At 66.8% G+C, this 15,378-nt stretch carries 18 protein-coding genes and 1 pseudogene; 10 read left to right on the forward strand and 9 right to left on the reverse strand.

The window, feature by feature from the left end; genetic code table 11:
- Together A5646_RS17295 and A5646_RS17300 are read right to left on the reverse strand one after the other, a co-directional pair.
- A partial coding sequence (locus A5646_RS17295) for a VOC family protein (RefSeq protein ID WP_067022964.1) occupies positions 1 to 290 on the reverse strand: 290 nt, incomplete at its 3' end.
- Between the two features lie 46 nt (positions 291 to 336).
- Complete coding sequence (locus A5646_RS17300; protein ID WP_066873576.1) at positions 337 to 759, reverse strand: VOC family protein; 423 nt, start codon at positions 757 to 759, stop codon at positions 337 to 339.
- A gap of 57 nt (positions 760 to 816) precedes the next feature.
- On the opposite strand from A5646_RS17300, the gene A5646_RS17305 reads away from it, so the two are divergent.
- Both A5646_RS17305 and A5646_RS17310 read left to right on the forward strand, forming a co-directional pair.
- On the forward strand, positions 817 to 1,695 hold the full coding sequence (locus A5646_RS17305; protein ID WP_067023005.1) for an LLM class flavin-dependent oxidoreductase: 879 nt from the start codon (positions 817 to 819) through the stop codon (positions 1,693 to 1,695).
- Between the two features lie 70 nt (positions 1,696 to 1,765).
- On the forward strand, positions 1,766 to 2,644 hold the full coding sequence (locus tag A5646_RS17310) for a tetratricopeptide repeat protein (RefSeq protein WP_067022967.1): 879 nt from the start codon (positions 1,766 to 1,768) through the stop codon (positions 2,642 to 2,644).
- On the opposite strand, the gene A5646_RS17315 is transcribed toward A5646_RS17310, so the two are convergent.
- A complete protein-coding gene (locus A5646_RS17315; RefSeq protein ID WP_067022970.1) occupies positions 2,641 to 4,365 on the reverse strand; it encodes an NAD-binding protein in 1,725 nt (574 codons plus the stop codon). The genes A5646_RS17310 and A5646_RS17315 overlap by 4 nt on opposite strands.
- 203 nt (positions 4,366 to 4,568) lie before the next feature.
- On the opposite strand from A5646_RS17315, the gene A5646_RS17320 reads away from it, so the two are divergent.
- The 5 genes from A5646_RS17320 to A5646_RS17340 all read left to right on the forward strand — a co-directional run bounded on the left by A5646_RS17320 (position 4,569) and on the right by A5646_RS17340 (position 11,079).
- Positions 4,569 to 5,489, forward strand: a complete 921-nt coding sequence (locus tag A5646_RS17320) for a hypothetical protein (protein ID WP_156749346.1) — start codon at positions 4,569 to 4,571, stop codon at positions 5,487 to 5,489.
- 136 nt (positions 5,490 to 5,625) lie between these two features.
- Positions 5,626 to 6,528 carry a hypothetical protein gene (locus tag A5646_RS17325; protein ID WP_156749347.1) on the forward strand — a complete coding sequence of 301 codons (903 nt, stop codon included), beginning with the start codon at positions 5,626 to 5,628 and terminating at the stop codon, positions 6,526 to 6,528.
- 130 nt (positions 6,529 to 6,658) lie between these two features.
- Positions 6,659 to 9,250, forward strand: a complete 2,592-nt coding sequence (locus A5646_RS29055; protein WP_067022982.1) for a hypothetical protein — start codon at positions 6,659 to 6,661, stop codon at positions 9,248 to 9,250.
- 2 nt (positions 9,251 to 9,252) lie between these two features.
- Entirely contained in the window at positions 9,253 to 10,020 is a 768-nt protein-coding gene (locus A5646_RS17335; protein WP_156749348.1) for a hypothetical protein, read from the forward strand.
- Between the two features lie 147 nt (positions 10,021 to 10,167).
- The gene (locus tag A5646_RS17340; protein WP_197505223.1) at positions 10,168 to 11,079 is read left to right on the forward strand and encodes a sensor domain-containing protein; all 912 of its coding nucleotides are present in this window, start codon (positions 10,168 to 10,170) and stop codon (positions 11,077 to 11,079) included.
- 25 nt (positions 11,080 to 11,104) lie between these two features.
- On the opposite strand, the gene A5646_RS17345 is transcribed toward A5646_RS17340, so the two are convergent.
- On the reverse strand, positions 11,105 to 11,476 hold the full coding sequence (locus tag A5646_RS17345) for a nuclear transport factor 2 family protein (RefSeq protein ID WP_066873594.1): 372 nt from the start codon (positions 11,474 to 11,476) through the stop codon (positions 11,105 to 11,107).
- A gap of 68 nt (positions 11,477 to 11,544) precedes the next feature.
- Here A5646_RS17345 and A5646_RS17350 point away from each other — a divergent pair, with 68 nt between their 5' ends.
- Positions 11,545 to 12,081, forward strand: coding sequence for an NUDIX hydrolase (locus A5646_RS17350; RefSeq protein ID WP_067022991.1), 537 nt, complete (start codon positions 11,545 to 11,547; stop codon positions 12,079 to 12,081).
- A gap of 99 nt (positions 12,082 to 12,180) precedes the next feature.
- Entirely contained in the window at positions 12,181 to 12,663 is a 483-nt protein-coding gene (locus tag A5646_RS17355; protein WP_067022994.1) for a hypothetical protein, read from the forward strand.
- A 35-nt stretch (positions 12,664 to 12,698) separates the two neighbouring features.
- Here A5646_RS17355 and A5646_RS17360 read toward each other — a convergent pair whose 3' ends face one another.
- Both A5646_RS17360 and A5646_RS17365 read right to left on the reverse strand, forming a co-directional pair.
- Positions 12,699 to 12,986 carry a DUF732 domain-containing protein gene (locus A5646_RS17360; protein WP_066873600.1) on the reverse strand — a complete coding sequence of 96 codons (288 nt, stop codon included), beginning with the start codon at positions 12,984 to 12,986 and terminating at the stop codon, positions 12,699 to 12,701.
- A 206-nt stretch (positions 12,987 to 13,192) separates the two neighbouring features.
- Complete coding sequence (locus A5646_RS17365) at positions 13,193 to 13,882, reverse strand: glycoside hydrolase (protein ID WP_067022997.1); 690 nt, start codon at positions 13,880 to 13,882, stop codon at positions 13,193 to 13,195.
- An 86-nt stretch (positions 13,883 to 13,968) separates the two neighbouring features.
- Here A5646_RS17365 and A5646_RS17370 point away from each other — a divergent pair, with 86 nt between their 5' ends.
- Complete coding sequence (locus tag A5646_RS17370; RefSeq protein ID WP_067023000.1) at positions 13,969 to 14,469, forward strand: nitroreductase family deazaflavin-dependent oxidoreductase; 501 nt, start codon at positions 13,969 to 13,971, stop codon at positions 14,467 to 14,469.
- Between the two features lie 49 nt (positions 14,470 to 14,518).
- On the opposite strand, the gene A5646_RS29495 is transcribed toward A5646_RS17370, so the two are convergent.
- The 3 genes and pseudogenes from A5646_RS29495 to A5646_RS29990 form a co-directional block, all read right to left on the reverse strand.
- The gene (locus tag A5646_RS29495) at positions 14,519 to 14,668 is read right to left on the reverse strand and encodes a hypothetical protein (RefSeq protein WP_197505224.1); all 150 of its coding nucleotides are present in this window, start codon (positions 14,666 to 14,668) and stop codon (positions 14,519 to 14,521) included.
- 98 nt (positions 14,669 to 14,766) lie between these two features.
- Positions 14,767 to 15,231: a hypothetical protein gene (locus A5646_RS17375; protein WP_231997895.1), complete on the reverse strand. Its 465-nt coding sequence runs from the start codon at positions 15,229 to 15,231 to the stop codon at positions 14,767 to 14,769.
- Positions 15,192 to 15,378, reverse strand: a pseudogene (locus A5646_RS29990) (hypothetical protein); the annotation flags it as partial. The pseudogene A5646_RS29990 and the gene A5646_RS17375, both read right to left, overlap by 40 nt.

Here is a 15,378-nt window from a genome sequence, read left to right on the forward strand (position 1 = left end):
CCGGGACGGTTGGCGCCCGGATCGGCCCAGTGCTGCAGCCCGCGTGAGGAAATCCTGGCGTAGATGGCGTCGAACTCCTGCTCGGACACCAGGAACGCGTAGTGCTGGCGCGGGATGTCCGCGCCTTCCGGGGCGTCGGCGTAGTCGAGACTTACACCGTGCTCGAGTTCGACGACCATGAAGTGGCCGAAGGGCTTTGGGCTGGGCAGGCCGAACAGCTCGGTGAGGAACTCGGCTGATTCTCGTTTATCGCGTGACGCGACGATGGTGTGGTTGAAACTGATGGTCATAGTTCTTTCCAGTCAACCACCGTCCGCCGGGCGCGACAACGCCGCGCTATTTCGGCGCGGTTAGCTCGAGGGCGATGTTGTCGGGGTCACGGAACTCCAGGATGTAGGACGGTCCGATGTCTTTGACCGGCTCATGACCGACACCGAGTTCGTCGAGATGTGCTGCCGCCGAATCCAATTCGTCTTTGCTGGCGAGCCGGAAGGCAATGTGGTCGAGGCCGACGCGATCCTCGTCGAAGCGGTCCGCGGCCACCGGGCGCAGACCGAGTAGCGTGCCGCCGAGGTCGTAGATCACGCCGCCGTACAGGAAGCTCAACTGGTTGCGGGTGGGTTCATCGGCGTTGTCGGGGACCTCGATCAAAACCGGCCAGCCGAACACGCTCTCGTAGAACTGCCGCGACCGCTCGATATCGGTCACGGTCAGCCGGACATGCGCGATGGAACTACTGGTGAACGCCACTCGGTCCATGGTTCCACTGATGGGCTGCATTAGAAACATGCCAAAATCGCCGTCGTGCAGATTGCGATGACCATGCCGGTGATGGAGCCGGATCTGGATGCGACCGTGCTCGAGACCTGGGCGCGCGCCATTGACGAGGGGCCGTTCTCGTCGCTGTGCTGGGGTGAGCGCATCGCGTTCGACAACCCGGACAACCTGACGTTGCTGGGTGCGCTGGCCGCCTGGACCAAGCGGGTGCGGCTGCTGACCACGGTCATCGTGCCGCAGCTACACGATCCGGTGATGCTCGCCAAGGGGCTAGCGACCGGCGACCTGCTCAGCGGCGGCCGGCTCACCGTGGGCATCGGCGTGGGCGGTCGGCACGAGGACTACCACGCCGTGGGCGCCGATCCGGCGACGCAGACGATGCGCGGCATGGCCGAACGCGTGGCGGTGATGAAGCGGGTCTGGGCGGGGGAGAAGACCTCCGATTCGGTGCTGCCGGTCGGCCCGGCGCCGGTGCAGCCCGGCGGTCCGCCGCTGTTCGTCGGGAGTATCGGACCGAAAACCATCCGCAGCGCGGCCGCGTGGGCCGACGGGCTGGCCGGCACCACCCTGGACCTCGACGTGGCCAAGCAGAACGAGCTGTTCGACGTGACCCGGGCGGCCTGGGCGCAGGCCGGCAAGCCCAAACCCCACCTGATCACTTCGTTCTGGTTCGCCTTCGGCTCGCCCGAGGCGTCCCGCGACCAGATCCACCGTCACCTGCGCCGCTACATGAACTGGATACCGGCCGACTACGTCGACGCGATGGCACCGATGACCGGCTGGGCCGGCAGCGAGGACGAGCTGCTCGACGTGTTGCGCAGGTTCGCCGAGATCGGCACCGATGAGGTCCAGCTGATCCCGACCAGCTCGGATGTCGATCAGCTTCGTCGCGCCGCGGACGTGGCAGCACGGCTCTAGAGTTACGGCAACGCTGCAGGTCAAATCGGGTGAATTGCCGCGCCGACGCGGTGGCGATTTCATTAGCGGCATGACGCAGCAGGAGCTGCCCGCCCCGCTAGCCGTACTGACCGGGCTCATGACCGAGTGCGCGAGCAACGGCGACTACGCCGGGGCCGCGCGGCAGGCGAACGAGCTGGTCACCCTGTGCCGGGCGACGCTGGGCGAGCGGCACCCCACCGTGCTGGAACTCAAGGTGTCGCTGGCCACCGTGCAACTGCGCGCCGGCGACGACGCCGTCGCCTACGAAGAGTTCGCCCGATTGATCCCCGACCTGGTCGAGGTGCTCGGGCGCGATCACCTCAGCACCCTGACCGCCCGCCACCTCCTGGCGGGCCGGCAACAACCGTCGCTGTCAGCGCTCGCCGAGTGGTCGCAGCTTTTCGCCGACGAACAGCGCGTGTTGGGCGCCGAACACGAGAGCGTGCTGGTCGCCCGCGAGAAAATCGCCGAGAAGCGTTGGGAGATAGGCGATTTCGTCGGTGCGCTGGCCGAGGGTGAACACGTACTCGCCGCGCGGCGGCGCGTGCTGGGTGACGACCACGCCGACACCCTCGGCACGCGGTTGATGCTGGCGATCTGGCGGGGCCGCTCCGGTGACGTCCCCACGGCCGTCGCCGAGCTCGAACCGTTGATCCGCGAGCTGCGCGACAAGCTGGGCGACGACCACGTTCACCTGCTGATGGCCCGGCACATGTTCACGCTGTGGGCCCCGGACCTGGCCGGCGTAAAGGACGAGGTCGCGGCGTGGGAGGCGCTGGTCGACGAGGAGGCGCGGGTGCTGGGCGACGAGCATCCGGTGACCGTCGCCGCCCGCCATGAGCTGGCCGGATGGTGCGCCCGGCACGGCCGGCCACCGGACGAATCCGGTGGCCGATCCGCTTCGGCCCGCAGGTGCGCTGAGCGTTAGGTCGCCGCTTTGTCCACCGGACGCTCGTCGGCGGCAGGCTCCTGGGGCGGCTGCCCCTTGCGCAGCGTCTCCAGCAGCTCGCGATACGGCCCCACCAGATAGACGGTGTCGCCGCCGCGCAGCCAGGCGTCGCGACGAGGGTGCAGCTCGACAGGGGTGTCCCGGCGGGTGATCGCGATGACCCGGGTCTGGGTGGACATCTCGAACATGCGCAGCCCGTCGAGTTCGCTGCCGGCCGCCACGTGCATCGCGCCGACCATGAACGAACGCTGCCCGATCGAAAACGTGCCCAGCACCTGCAGGCCCATCGCGGCACCGATGAACCAGGGCGCCGCCAGGTCGACGGTCGAGCGAACGTTCTCAAAGCCGAACCGCTTGGCCACCGCATCGCCGAGGGCGCGGTCGTAGATGCGCAGCACGATGGGCACATCGGGCCGGTTGACCTCGGGCATCACCCTGGGACCCAGCATCTCGCGCAGCACGATTCCGGTCTCGATGTTGACCATGTCGTCCTGGGTCAGCACCGCGACGGCCCGGGCGCGGTCGACGCGGGCCGCCTCGAGTGTCTGGCGCAGCGTTGCGTCCCCGAAGATCACCGGTACGTCGAGTTCGTCTGCGGTGGAGAGGAATCGGTTGTTCTCGTCGCGTTCGATCACCGCGACGTCATATCCGGCGGCGGTCAGGTCGCCGACGACGCGGCTGCCGAACGAGCCCAGCCCGACGACGATGATGTGGTTGCGCAGATGGCGCGCGCGCCGAACCCCGGCCGATTGCAGGAAGCGGCGTGACAGCAGCAAGTCGGCCAGGAATGCGACGAGCAGCGCGGTGGTGGTTACGCCGGAAAACATCAAGGCGACGGCGAAGATTCGCAGCCACGCGGACTGGTGCAGGAAGGTGAATTCGCCGTAACCCACGGTGGTGATGGTCTCCGCGGTGAAGTACATCGCGTCCAGCCAGGACAGTCGCGGCCGCGTGTACGAGAAGTGCACGACGACCGTCGACGCGAGCAACAGACTGAGCGCGAGCAGCATTGCGGGGAAGAGCATGGGATTGACGTCGTCGCGCATCGCCCGCGCGGCGTCGGAAATCCGCCGCATCCATGACTGGCGTGAGCGGGTCGCGGCCGGCCGGGGAGTCTTGATGCCGCGCGCGGCCAGCTCGTCGGCGCTGCCGATCATGGCGGTCCAGTCGCCCTTGCGCACTTCGTGATCTCGTCCGGGACAGGGCACCACCTCGTCGGATCTCGCGGAGTTCGCGCCGTGGATCACGGCCACCGGTGCCAGGTCGCCGTAGATCTCACGAAGGGTCGCGTCGCGCGGCGCCTCGGCCCCCGACACCAGGAATTTGATGCCGGCCGCCTCGACCGGGTGGGTGCTGCTCGCCAGACAGGCTTCGACGACCGACGGCGCCGCGAGGTCGGCGACGTCCAGGATGGCCCCGGGACCGTTGTCGGCGGCCACCGCTCCGCGCAGCACGTCGTTGCCCAGTCGGGCGACCACGCGCACACGAGGATTCGCTTTCCTTGCCAGCAAGGCGATTTCGAGATTCTTCGCGTCGTCGTCCCCGGCGCAGACGATGGCGTGCGCGCGGGCGAGATCGGTGGCGACGAGCTCCTCGCTGTGCAGCTTGACGATGGTGGCACCGGCGCGGTTCAGTTCCTCGGCAATCGTTGTCGCGAGCGCGTTGTCACCGCTGACGATGATGTGGCGGCGCGTGCTCATGTATCCCCACCTCTGCGACTTTTGTTGCTACGACTATCGGGCACTGCGTCGATGGATGCCAGCGTGACATGTCCGGACTCCTCTTGAGGGAGATAATGACGCGGATCATCGCTTGACGGCGAAGCTGTAGGACTGATTGGGAGGGTGCGGTGGAGGGTGGGCCGCTGGATTGGTGGTTGGACCGGATCAACTTGCTTATCGACATGACTGGCGATGTCGATCTGGGAGGCTCGGTCACGCTGGATTATTCCGAGGCATCGTTGTCGGCGCTGGAGACCGCGGCGCGCGATCGGTTGGCCGATCCGGCTGAGGCGCTCGAGGACGCAAATCAGTCGTTCACCGCGGGGGTGGTGGCGTATCTGGGTGAGGCCTTGATGCGTGTCGGTGGTGGGCGGTGGGACTGGGTCGCCGAGCCGCCCGCGGGTGTCGCGGTTGATGACCCCGGACTGCGGCGGCGGCTATCTGAGCATCGTTGGCGGATCGACAGTGCGGGCGAACCCGATGCGACGGGCTTTCCGATCATCCGCCCCGACTCCGAATCGGGGCTGGAGGCGTTGTCGCCGACGCATCTGTTGCTGCAGGCGTTGGCCGATGAGAGTGCGGTGTTGGTGGCCGTGTACGGGCGCTGGCGGCAGGTCGTCCAGGATCACGCCGAGGCGCATCCTGGGTGGTCCCCGGTCAAAGAGCGCACCCTGGCGGACGGTCTGTTCAATGCTCCGCCGCCCTCGACGGTGCTCGATGACTGGCTGGCTCACCAGGAGCAACATTTCGCCGATTGGGCGGCCCGCAACGGTGGCAACTGGGATTACAGTCCCGACAGCATTAACCGGTTGACCGAGCTCGTATCGCGGAAAGCGCCGACCGTGGCCGCGCTTCGAGATCCGGCTAATCGCGAGTTCGTCGACGGCGCCTGTTACTACCTGGGCGAGATATTGCGGCGCGGCTGCCCCTCGCGTTGGGTGTACCGCGAGTTTCGCGACGAGGGCGACCCGATCACCGCGAACTTTCAACTTCAGCTGACCGACGATGCCGGTTTTACCGGTCCGTTCCATTTGCTGTCATTCATGCTCGAGCGTGGCGACCTCGGGCGTCCTCGCGCCTACTACGACGAATGGGTCGGTTGACTTCACTCCGCTGATCCAACAGATCGCGCGCGAAAACCGTTGCAAGGAGGCGCATCGTCGTCGCCGGGCAGTCTGCTGGAAAGCCGTCCGAGCCGATTGGGAGGGTGCGGTGGAGGGTGGGCCGCTGGATTGGTGGTTGGACCGGATCAACTTGCTTATCGACATGACTGGCGATGTCGATCTGGGTGGATCGGTCACGCTGGATTATTCCGAGGCATCGTTGTCGGCGCTGGAGACCGCGGCGCGCGATCGGTTGGCCGATCCGGCTGAGGCGCTCGAGGACGCAAATCAGTCGTTCACCGCGGGGGTGGTGGCGTATCTGGGTGAGGCCTTGATGCGTGTCGGTGGTGGGCGGTGGGACTGGGTCGCCGAGCCGCCCGCGGGTGTCGCGGTTGATGACCCCGGACTGCGGCGGCGGCTATCTGAGCATCGTTGGCGGATCGACAGTGCGGGCGAACCCGATGCGACGGGCTTTCCGATCATCCGCCCCGACTCCGAATCGGGGCTGGAGGCGTTGTCGCCGACGCATCTGTTGCTGCAGGCGTTGGCCGATGAGAGTGCGGTGTTGGTGGCCGTGTACGGGCGCTGGCGGCAGGTCGTCCAGGATCATGCCGAGGCGCATCCTGGGTGGTCCCCGGTCAAAGAGCGCACCCTGGCGGACGGTCTGTTCAATGCTCCGCCGCCCTCGACGGTGCTCGATGACTGGCTGGCTCACCAGGAGCAACATTTCGCCGATTGGGCGGCCCGCAACGGTGGCAACTGGGATTACAGTCCCGACAGCATCGGCCGACTCACTGCCCTCGTGCTGCAGGTGACGCCGACGGTCGAGGCTTTCCATGCTCCGGCCAATGCCGACTTCGTCGATGGCGCTTCCTATTACCCTGGGCGAAATGCTGCGCCGTGGCCATCCGTCCCGATGGGTCTACCGCGACTTCGCCGACGAGGGCGATTCGATTACCGCCAACTTCAAGATTCAGCTCAACGACGACGCCGGCTTCACGGCGCCATACCATCTGCTCTCCGCCATGGTCAGGCATAAAGATCCCGGCGATACCCGCGCGTACTACGACGAATGGGTCGGCTGAATTCTCAAGCCCGTCAACCTCACTTAGGATCGCGACATCTTGTGCTTCGCCTTCGAGCGCGAAGTCCGACGGGGAGGGCCGCACATGGCTCGGGTTTGGCTGATTTGGCGTCGCGTCGTTGCGACCGCCCTGGTTCTGGTGTTGGCGTCGCTGCTGACGCCCACGCGCCAGGCCATTGCGGATCCCGCACCGAAACTGCCCGGATACTCCGCCGACCAGGATCCGCCGCCGGGCAAGACCCCGCTCACCTATACCTTTCCATCGGCCAATGGCCTCTCTGCGCTACCCGCACCGAGCCGCGCGGCTTTGATCGATATCAATACCAGGGGCAAGTACAAAGCCGGCACCGAACAACACCTCTACAAGAGCTGGCTGGTCTACCAGAACCAACGGGCCCCCGCCGTGGCGAATCCACTGAGCTGGGCGGACTATCGCGACGCTTACGTGCGCGCCTTCAACAATCGCAACACCGGCACCAGCTTCGAAACCGCGCTCGATCAAGAGCTGAAGTTGACGGAGAACGGATACATCCGCAACCGGAAGATCAAGGGCACCTCGATCAACCGCCGCCCTGACTTCCACAACGATCAAGAAATCGTCGAGATCAAGACCGGGGCCGTCGACAAGGCGCAGCTCGAAGACTTCCTACGCATCGCGCAGCAGACCGGCCGTCGCGTGGTGTACATCTTCCCGGACAAGCCGCCGCCGGCCACGCTGCAAGCGATGCTTGCCGCCGGCCAAGGCCTGGGCGCATCCGACCGGCTATTCGTCCGCTATTACCCGACGGTGGGTGTACCCGACCCGTCCGGGAAAGCCGTACTCGCCAGCGGCGGGCAGAACCCCGTGAACGGCGGTGCCGATCAAACTACGGGCGCTTCTCCGGACTCGCCGGCCCAGGCAATCGAACAAGCCTTCGTCTCCGGGCAGGTCAACGCCGACATGGACATTGAACAGGCGGCCCAGGACCCCGAGTCGGTGCCCGAGTCGGTGCCCGTCTCGGCGCCGGCCCCCGCGCCGGGCCAGCAAGCGCCCGGTTCGGCTCCGGCGCCCGCACCGGGCCAGCAGGCGCCCGCCCCGGCGCAGCAAGCTCCCGCCCCGGCACCGCAGGCGCCCGGCCCGGCACCCCAGGCCCCCGGTTCGGTTCCTGCGCCGCAAGCGCCCCGACCAGTTCCGGCTCCGCAAACGCCCAGGCAGGCGGCCGGTCCGATGCCGATCAATCCGGGAGCCGTTGTCGGTCCAATCGTCGACGCCGGAGTGCTGGCGGGCGTGACGGCCGCCAACACCGTCGCCGGCATCATCGGCGCCGCCACGGGCGGCGCTGCCACCGTTTTGGCCAACGTCACGGGTGGGCTGGTCAGCGGCATCGCCGGCGCGGTGACCGGGGGAATTGTCGGTGGCGTGGCCAGCGGGATCGGCGGCGGCGTCGCGAGCGGGCTTGGTGCCGTTACCAGCGGGATCGGTGGCGTGCTCGGCGGCGTCGACTTCTCCACGCTGCAGCTGCGCTACATCTCCGACACCGACCTGAACGGCAACGGTGTGCAGTACTCCTTCGCCGCCAATACGCAAACCGGCGCTGCACCGTCGTTCGGTGGAAATGCCAACGCCTACATGGCTTCCGATTCGTTCTTCGTCTGGCTGGCGCTGCCCACCTCGGCCTTCACGGTGAACCTCAACCCGAACGAACCCGACCGCATCATCGACGCCCAGTTCGGTCGCACCGACGCCGGGCGGATCCTGCTGGAAGCCGACTACACCATGAAGCAGGCCACGGCGAAGCTCGTCGACCCCGCCACGCCGGACGGCCGCCAATTCCTGGACGCGCTGAAAGGCTCCAAATGCTTTTCGCCGCAACGTAAGTGGATCATCCCGTTGCCGGCCAGCGTGTCCACCCAGGGAGACTCGATGTACATCCTGGACGCCCCGCTTGATGTGAAGCTCGAGATCGAGGGAATGGACTTGAAGCCGGGCATCGGCTGCCCCGCCCAGGACGCCGGAATCACCCGCCAAAACGACGATCTGTACCGGACCATGATCCTGCCGAAGATCGTCGACGAGGTGAATCACGCGCCCGAATACGCCGATCTGCGCCGCGTGTATGCGAGCCGGATCGCCGCGGAGTGGTACCGGCAACGCAGCGCCACCAAGGCCACCGCCTACTCGAAAATCGTTGACTCGGGCAACATCGACGCCTGGACGTCGAAGGAACCCTTCAGCCCGCAGGAACTGTTCGACCGCTACCGCAAGTCCTTCTACGAAGGAGACGCGACCTACAGCTGGCAGACCGGTGACCGCACCACCTGGAAACTGACTATCGGCGGCGTCGACTTCACCAACATCCCGATGGTCAACATGACGCCGAAGGACTTCGCCAAAGATCACCCCAACCTGCCCGCAACCGCAAGTGGTTCGCTGTTCGGCCCGCGGCTGCAGAGTTCGCCGCAACAGAGTTCCGCGCAGCAGGTCTGGCTGGGCGGCCTGACCAGTGCCCGACCCATGAGCCAGGTGTGGAAGGGCGATCCGGGCGTGCTCATTCCCATGCCGAAGTCGGTATTCGGCACGTCGCTGAGTCCGCTCATGTACGCCGCGATCGCGTTGCCGTTGGCCGCCTGGATCGGTGTCGGGGGCGCGCTGTGGTGGCGTCGTAGGCGACCGGCAGGCTTGCCGGGGAGGCGTTGACGATGTCAGACCATTCCCAGGATCCCTTCTCCGATCCCTTCGGCCCCCAACCGGTTTCGCCGTCGCCATCGTGGGGCCCGCCGGCTTCGCCCGGCCTGCCGCCGCCGCGAGCTACGCCGCGACCGCCCGCCGCGCCACCACCGCCCATGGCGCCGCCACCGTCCATCCGGCCGTCGGCGTCGTCGGCCAAGGCGGCCGCGGGTATGTCCCCGGCCGCCGTGTTTTTCGGGAGCTATGTGTTCGCCGGCATCGCCGCGCTGTTGTTGGCGGCGGCGATCGCCGTGCTGGTGGCGATTTCGGATTTCCGTGCACGCGGTAGTACGTCGGGGCCGGTGCTGGTCGCGACGGCCGCCGGGTTGATCGTCGTCGCCGCGTTGGTGGTGTCGCTGGGTGTGCTCGACGATCGCGGCCGCAGCCGGGCCAGGATCGTGACGTGGGTCTTCTGCGGCCTCGGATTGGCCGCTGGCGCAGCGGTTTTCGTCGTCGACCCCGGCGGGTCGGTGGCGTGGTTCGGTCAGTTGCTGCAGGTGGGCGCGGTCGCGACGATCATCATTTCGGTCGCCTCCGCGGTGTTGCTCGCGCTGCCGGAGTCCAACGCGTACTTCCGCCAGGGCAGGCCTGCGCCCGTTACCGCATCGACCTTTCCGCAATCCGCTGCCTTCCCGCCGCCCGTCCCGCATCGGCCTCCGCCGTTCGCGCAACCGCCGGCTGGCACCACACCGCCTCCGAGGACGCCCGCGAACGACGCTGACTACGACCCCTTCTCATGACGGCTAGCTGGCCGGGTCCCAGTTGGCCCAACCCCTTCGATCCGGGCGCGCCGCCCCCGCCGGCGAATGTCTTTGATGGCGAAGTGGCCCAACACGATTCCCACCGGGGCAAGCAGGAACGCAAACACAACCGACAGCGTGGCCAGCGTGTTCACCTCGTCCGACGGCGGGCGAGCGGACGGTTGGGCGGGCGGCGGGGGCGGCGCGCCCGGATCGAAGGTGTTGGGCCACTTCGCCATCAAAGACATTCGCCGGCGGGGCGAGCGCGGCCGCAATCGGGCGCTGGTTGGACTGACGCTGTCGTACGCCTTCACCGTGATCGCCGTGGTTGCGCTGGCGCTGTGGGCGACGCTGGGCAACAGGCAGACCGGCCAGCCGACGGCGCACTCCGGCGCCACCACAGCCGCGGCGAAGCCGAGCGCCACCGCCGCCGCGCCGCCGGAACCGTCGGTGACCCCCGAAGGCCTACAGTCGCTGGTGCTCACCGGGGAAGACGTCGCCGGCCTGATCAAGGCGCCCGGCATGTACGTCAACAAGACCTGGACGCAAACGCACGAACTGCAGCCCGGCGACAGCTTCGATCCCCCGGAATGCACCGAAGCGGTGTTCAACGGCTTGACAGCGTCCTATCGCGACAGCGGTTACCGCGCCATCTACGGCGTCGACCTGGGGCAGCACACCAACGGTTTCCCGCACGGGGTTTCGGAGTTCGTCGCGACGTTCGACAACGCCGCGGCCGCAAAGGGTTTCGTCGCCGGCGCCATCAACCACATCAACGGTTGTGCCGGCAGGCAGTTGACCTACTCGCACGGCGGCATCTCCGGCATCTACAGCGTCGGGACGCCGGTGCAGACCGGCCCGGTGACGTCGGTGCGCAGCACCCTGGGCACCGTGCAGGACAACGGGCGGACCACCGACGTCGGCGGCCAGCACACCAGCGCGTTGCGGGCCCTGGCGGCCAAGGCCAACGTCGTGGTCGACGTCGACGTCATCGGACGTGATCTCGGCGACGACGCCGCCACCCTCGTGCAGGGCATCCTGGGCCGTATCCCGAGTTGAGCAGGCTGCCAACAGGATTGGCGGGCTACAGGACCCGAACGTCTGCCGGTGACCAGAACGCCCGCATCGACGTGATCTTGGCGTCCCCGTCGAACGACATCGTTGAAATGGGCGAGATCCGGGTGCGGCTGTCACCGGCGTCGAGCGTCAGATGCCAGAAGAAGGCGGCCTCGCTGCCGCCGATCCGTATTTCGGCGAGTTCGGTGTCCTTCTTCGCGTCCTGAAACCCCGTGTAGAAGGCGCGGATGGCATCATGCCCGCGGCGGATGTCGGAGCCGATCGGGTCCTCGATGGTGGCGTCGTCGGCGTAGAGCGCCACGATGTCGTCGGCGGTGCCCGTGGCGACCAGCGCGAGGTAGCGATTGACGGTCTCGGTGATGGCTTCTGGCGACGGCATAACTTCGGACGCTACTCCTCGCCGTCGCCGCGGTATGAGTTGCGGTATTCCCGGCAATACTGGCGGGCGTGACTTTCATCGAATGCCTCGCGAGCCGGGAGATCTACCGCAACCCGTGGATGGTGCTGCGCGAGGACGACATCCGGCGCCCGGACGGCAGCGAGGGCATCTACAGCGTCGTCGACAAGCCGGCCTATGCGCTCGTGCTGCCTTACGACGGGCATCGCTTCCGGCTGGTCGAGCAGTTTCGCTATCCCCTCGGCGAGCGGCGTTGGGAATTCCCCCAAGGCACCGCTCCCGAACTGGCCGACGCCGAACCGGCCGATCTCGCCGAGCGCGAGCTGCGGGAGGAAACCGGCCTGCGCGCAACGTCGTTCGAGGCACTCGGCCAGCTCGACGTCGCACCGGGAATGACCAGTCAGCGGGGCTGGGTGTTTCTGGCCACCGGCATCGCCGAGGGAGAAGTCGAGCGCGAACATGAGGAGCAGGACATGCGCAGCGCGTGGTTCTCGCGCGACGAGGTCGAGCGGATGATCCGCGAAGGAGTCATCGCCGACGCGCAGTCGGTGGCCGCCTACGGGCTGTTCTTGTTGCGAGCGCGGTGAATCCGCGCGACAGCACCGCGATCGTGTCCGCGCCGAGATCGCGCCGCGTCATCGAATGCCCACCATTGACGCATGCGGCCGGCGTCTCGGGTAGGTGCGATGCTCACAGCCGTCACCACGTTGGTCGTCGGCGCATCCGGCATGTCTGCGAACGCGATGTCGCCCTCGTGGAACGGCAGATACTCGTTGGTGAGGTACGCGGCCAGTAAATCCGGCACCAGCGTCGCGGCGAAACAAGCCGAGCCGACCTTCAGCGCCGACTACGTCTTCACCACCGCGTGCTCGTCGGGCAGGTGCGTGGCCACCGCTACCAACGGCCCCGCACCGAAGAACCCGACGTTGCCCCAGCCTTCGCACTACGCGTGGGACGGCGCCAAATGGGTCGAGCGCTTTGACTTCCAATGGGATTGCTATATGGGCGAGGGTGTTCCGAAGGTGTGGGCACCGGCGCGGTCGTGGGCCTTCTACGCACCGCAGGCCGACGGATCGCTGCGTGGCACGTGGCACACCGACATCAGCGGCGGGCCCTGCGGTGGGTCCGTCGAAATGCCGGTGGCGGCGTTCGCCGCCGGATCGGCATGACGGAGACGCCGTCGCGACGATGCCTTAGGGATTGATCAGGGGCAGTAGTTCGATTCCGCGGCGCTCACGATGGCCGTGGCGTCCCCGTAGTTGAAGGAACTGTTCAACCCGGAATGAACGTCGGTGGCCAGCTCGTCCGGGGTCTTGCCCGCGGCGCGATCCGAGCAGATGGCGTGGCCCAGCGAGATCAGCGTGCCTTCGCCGCCCGGCTGCCACACCACGCCGATCTTCTTCAGTTGACCCAGGTATCCGTCATCGTCGGCGGCGGCGACCCCGCTACCTACCGTTAACGCGGCAGCAACGACCGCCGGAATACATAACATGCGCAACCCGCAAACAGCCTTCACGCTCGGCTCCTTCTCCTCGGTGAGGGTGATAACGGCCTCATTATGCGGTGTGCGGTGCGGTATTGCGCGACGAACAGCAAAAGCTGGCAAACCGGCACTGAGCAACTGTGTCCTGTGTCAGCAATCAAGGGTGACTTCCGTGGCAACGGGCCAACTCCGCCGCCGGGTATCGATTGAGCGGATCAGTCCGTCGGGCCCGAGGTCATGGAGGCGATGTAATAGGTTTCGTGCCCGGTCGGATAGCCGCCGCCGCCGGTCGCGATATGGACGTGGTCATAGTGGTCGGCGGTCTCCGATCCCAGGTCGGCCATCCAGTTGCCGCCGCCGACGCCCGGGTAGATCTTCTGCCGCCAGATCACGTGGTTGATGCCCCATCGTTTCGCGTTCGCCAGGGCGTAGCCGGCGATCTGGTTGCCGAGCTCGATGCCTTCGGGGGAGTGGTAGTTCGGGATCATCACGTCGATGGCCAGCCCGTTGGGATGCCACGGCAACGGGTCCTCGCGGTATCCGTAGATGGTCTTGATCTGGGGGAAGAGGACGGTGATGACGCGGGCGGCCCAGATGGTCTTGACCTGCAACCGTTCTTCGGATCCCACGCTGTGCGGCAGGGCGAGCTGGAATTGCTGGCCGGCGGACGGGGCGGGCGGTGCCAGAGCCGTCAGCGATTCGATCTCTGCCGGACTGGCGGGGCGCGGCCCCCTGGCGGGCGGCGCCGGGGCCGGCGCACTGGTGGGGCTCGGCGCCGCCACGGGCGTCTCGACGCAGCAACGCGTCTTGGTTCCCTGCGCGTGGATCATCGCCGCGGAGACGACGAGCGACGCCGCGACCGCCAGCCAGCGCCCCCGACCCTTGGCGAACACCTTCACGCCCACGACCAGCAGCTTAATGTCGTCTGTGACTCATGGGGCGCGTTTTCACATTGCTTGTTCAGCGCGGGCGAGCGCACCAGAATGACACCATGCTCGGGCGATCATTCGATGACGCGAATGCTTTTCACCGAACGATGCGCCGCTTGGCGTCCACGACGGTGGGTGTGGCGCTTCTTCGCCCGACGGCGCACCACCTCGATCGCCTGGTCGCCAAGGCCACCGGTGGCCGGAGGAGCTTCGCCGAGGTCGCGACCGGCATCCCGGCGGTCATGCTCACCACCACGGGCGCCAAATCCGGTGAGTCGCGCACCGTCGCCGTGTACGGGATCCCGCACCCGGACGGCCTGGCCCTCATTGCGTCCAACTTCGGCGGTACCAGGCATCCGGCCTGGTATCACAATCTGAAGGCCCATCCGCAGGCGACGGTCGCGGTCGGCGGCGACACCTGGCAGGCCACCGCGCGCCTGGCAACGCCACGCGAGCGCGACGAGATCTGGGCCAAAGGCCTCGAGCTGTATCCGGGCTGGCGGAAGTACGAAGTGCGGTCCGGAAATCGGCAGATCGAGGCGTTCGTGCTGACGCGAAGCTGACTGACTCGCACCGTTTCAGCTGGTAGGGCACCGTGTATTCGCCGGCGCGTTATCGCGACGAGTCGCGTCGCTTGCTGGACCAGGCCCGGTATGCCCGGTAACCCATCAACGCCGCGAGGACTCCGGTACTGACCAAACCCGGGGCCGTGCCGTGGGTGTACGCATTTTGCACGAACAGGGCCAGGAACAGCACGGCCATCCCAGTGGAGAAGGTGGGGCTGCAGGGGTTTCGGCTCTACGCCCGCGTCGCGCCTGCCGTTTCTGCTTGCTGCCTCAAACGGCCGTCGCTGCCGGTCTTTAACGGGACGAACTCTTGCGCTCATCTGCGCGGTCCTCAAGCCAGTTCACCATGAAGACCAGGACCGCCCAGCACGCCGCGTAGCCGATGGTGTAAATCGGTACCAGCATCCACCAAGGGTGCGAACCCAATAGCAGCCGCGCCAGACCCTTCAGTGCGTCGGTGATGAAGCCGGACACGATGATTGCCACGAGCAGGGCGGTGTAGGTGTGTTGGCGTTGCTCGGGCACCTTGCCGCCCGCGTGCCTGAGCAGGTACCAGAAAACGATGACGGCCACCGCCACTGCACACAAGACAAATCCGATGATCATCCATGTGGGAACGGATTTGCTGCCGGGAGGGCTGGCTGAATCGAATAGAACGTCGATGGTGATCGCCCACACGAGGTACAGCGGTAGCAGAAGCAATATCCGCTTTGCGTTGATCATGGCTTCGGCAGCCCCGGTATCGGTTGTTCGATGCATTCCCACGCGCCCTTAGCGGCGGCTTCGACCGGGGCCTCGATCAGCCCTTGCGCGAAGCCACCGACGAATCCCAGTACCGCGCCGGGTATCGCCCCTGCTCCGCCGACTTCAGGAGTGAGCCCTGCGCCTAACACCGCACCGATGCCT

The organism is Mycobacterium sp. 1245499.0 (assembly GCF_001673615.1).
Classification (GTDB): domain Bacteria; phylum Actinomycetota; class Actinomycetes; order Mycobacteriales; family Mycobacteriaceae; genus Mycobacterium; species Mycobacterium europaeum_A.